Below are 2,709 nucleotides of genomic sequence, written 5' to 3'. Positions count from 1 at the left end.
GACCGACGTCGCAGGTTTCGCCGCCAGCTACGGCCTGGGCCTCACCTCCAAAGCCGCGTGGCGCTGGACCAGGAGACTGCACCGCGGCGCGGCCCGCACCCTGGCACCGTCCACTTCGGCCGTCGATGCGTTGGAGTTGCACGGCATCCCGCGCGTGCACCGGTGGGCGCGAGGAGTCGACGCCGTCCGATTTGCACCCTCGGCCAAGTCGCAGACGCTCAGAAGTCAGTGGGGAGCGGACGAGAAGCTGATCGTCGGTTTCGTCGGCAGGCTCGCCCCGGAAAAGCACGTCGAGCGGCTCGCCGTCCTGGCCACCGACCCGTCGATCCAGCTGGTGATCGTCGGCGGCGGACCCGACACCGCGGCGTTGCAGACCCTGATGCCGGGCGCGATCTTCACCGGACAACTCGGCGGCGACGAACTCGCTCGGGCCTACGCCAGCTTCGACATCTTCGTCCACCCCGGCGAACACGAAACCTTCTGCCAGGCAGTACAAGAAGCTCTCGCCAGCGGTGTTCCCGTCATCGGACCCGACGCCGGGGGCCCGCGCGATCTGGTCTCGCACTGCCGCAACGGATACCTGCTGCCGGTCGACAAGTTCACCGAGCTGCTGCCCAGTGCCGTCGGAGCCCTCGCCGAACCCACCACCCGGGCACGATTCGGTGACGCAGCCCGCAAATCTGTGCTGCACCGAACCTGGCCTGCCATCTGCGACGAGCTGATCTCGCACTACTACGACGTGCAAGGCATCACAGCTCCGCGGGTGCAAAAGATCGCGTAGCGTCTTCTGGTCGCTTCGCAGGCTCCGCTCCTGAGTAGTCTGGACTGCGTGGCCCAGACATCACGCGCAACCCTGGCAAAAGAGCCCCACGAGGTGGCGTCGATGTTCGACGGCGTCGCCCGTCGATACGACATCACCAACACGGTTCTGTCGTTCGGGCAGGACCGCAGTTGGCGCAAGCTCACTCGACGAGCGTTGGATCTGAAACCCGGCGAGCGGGTTCTCGATCTTGCTGCAGGCACCGGTGTCTCCACCGTCGAACTCGGCCGCAGCGGAGCCTGGTGCGTGGCCACCGATTTCTCCAAGGGCATGCTGCAGGCCGGCTTGCAGCGAGGTGTGCCGATGGTCGCAGGCGACGCGATGGCACTGCCCTACGCCGACGCCAGTTTCGACGCCGCCACCATCTCTTTCGGCCTCCGTAACGTCTCCGACTTCGACGCCGGCCTGCGCGAGATCGCCCGCGTCACCAAGCCCGGCGGCAGGCTCGTCGTCTCGGAGTTCTCCACGCCGGTGTTCGGTCCGTTCCGCACCGTGTACATGGAGTACCTGATGAAGGCGCTACCGAAAGTCGCTCGCGCGGTGAGTAGTAACCCCGACGCGTACGTCTACCTCGCCGAGTCCATCCGCGCCTGGCCGACACAGGAACAGTTGGCACAGCGAATCGCCGACGCCGGCTGGACCGACGTGCAGTGGCGCAACCTCACCGGCGGAATCGTGGCGCTGCACAAGGCAACTCGACCCTGATCTGGCTTCAGCTGAACGGCGGCCGGGAATCGATTTTCAGCGATCCGCTTCCCGACGCCCGCCACGCGCGCGCGACGAGGTCGCTGTCGGCGTCGGTGATGAGGTTGCCCATGCAGCGGACGGCGACTTTCATCAGCGCCCGTGAGCGCATACCCACCGGTCCGGCTGCGGGTAGGAACCTCGGCACGGTGAGTAGCCCGGCGAGGCGTCGAGCGATGGAGAAGGCCTGCCCGTAATGCTCGCGGAGCAGGCCGGGCCAGGCGTCGGTGAGGTCGGGGTGATCGAGCAGTTCGACGACCATGCGGCCGCCTTCGAGTCCGTAGTCGATGCCCTCGCCGTTGAGTGGGTTCACGCAGGCTGCGGCGTCTCCGATGATGGCCCAGTTGGTACCTGCGATTCCCGAGACCGCGCCGCCCATCGGCAGCAGTGCCGACGCGACGGAGCGCAACTCCCCGCTGAGGTCCCATTCGCCGCGGCGCTGGTGGGTGTAGAGGTCGAGTAGGGGTCGCAGCGCTCCGGGTGCAGGCCGTTTGGCGGTGGCCAAGGTGCCGACGCCGATGTTGATGGTTCCGTCGCCCAGCGGGAAGACCCAGCCGTAGCCGGGCTGCAGAGTGCCTGCGGCATCACGCAATTCGAGGTGTGAGCTGATCCACTCGTCGTCGCTGCGTCCCGAGGTGATGTAGGCGCGAGCCGCGACGCCGAATGAGGTGTCGCGATGCCACTGTCGCCCGAGTTGCTTGCCCAGAGTGGAACGGACACCGTCGGCGACGATCAGTGTGCGACAGGAGATCTCGTGGGCTCCGGTGGCGGTCTGGAGTGTGACAGAACGGACCGAATTTCCGTCGCGGGTGACGGCGACAGCCTTGGCTCCCTCGGCCATGACTGCCCCGGATTCGACCGCGGCGACGCGAATCCTGTCGTCCAATTCGGTTCTGGGAACTGCACTTCCGATGGTCGGCAGCGATCTGCTCGGCCACTCGAGTTGTAATTCCTGGCCGAATCCACTCAGTCGCAGTCCTCGGTTGTGCGCTTTACCGCGCACCCACTCGCCCAGACCCAACTGATCGAGCTCGGCGACGGCACGTGGCGTCAATCCGTCACCGCACGTCTTGTCGCGGGGGGAAGACGGCCGCGTCGGCCAGCACGACGTCGCGGCCGGATCGTGCGGCCCATCGCCGCGCGGA

Annotated in this window: 2 protein-coding genes and 1 pseudogene; 2 read left to right on the top strand and 1 reads right to left on the bottom strand. The window is 66.9% G+C overall.

The genetic code is table 11. From position 1 onward, the window contains the following. Together RHBS_RS26620 and RHBS_RS26615 are read left to right on the top strand one after the other, a co-directional pair. On the top strand, positions 1-781 hold a 781-nt coding region (locus RHBS_RS26620), incomplete at its 5' end, for a glycosyltransferase (RefSeq protein WP_145977630.1). Positions 782-829: 48 nt separating this feature from the next. Next, entirely contained in the window at positions 830-1,525 is a 696-nt protein-coding gene (locus tag RHBS_RS26615; RefSeq protein ID WP_082073920.1) for a demethylmenaquinone methyltransferase, read from the top strand. 7 nt (positions 1,526-1,532) lie between these two features. Here RHBS_RS26615 and RHBS_RS26610 read toward each other — a convergent pair. Continuing rightward, positions 1,533-2,709: pseudogene (locus RHBS_RS26610) on the bottom strand (geranylgeranyl reductase family protein); the annotation flags it as partial.

The sequence above is a fragment of the Rhodococcus sp. BS-15 genome, from assembly GCF_000813105.1.
Lineage (GTDB): Bacteria > Actinomycetota > Actinomycetes > Mycobacteriales > Mycobacteriaceae > Rhodococcoides.
Note: the sequence above shows the minus strand (reverse complement) of the source record. Positions and strands in the feature narration are given on the sequence as shown.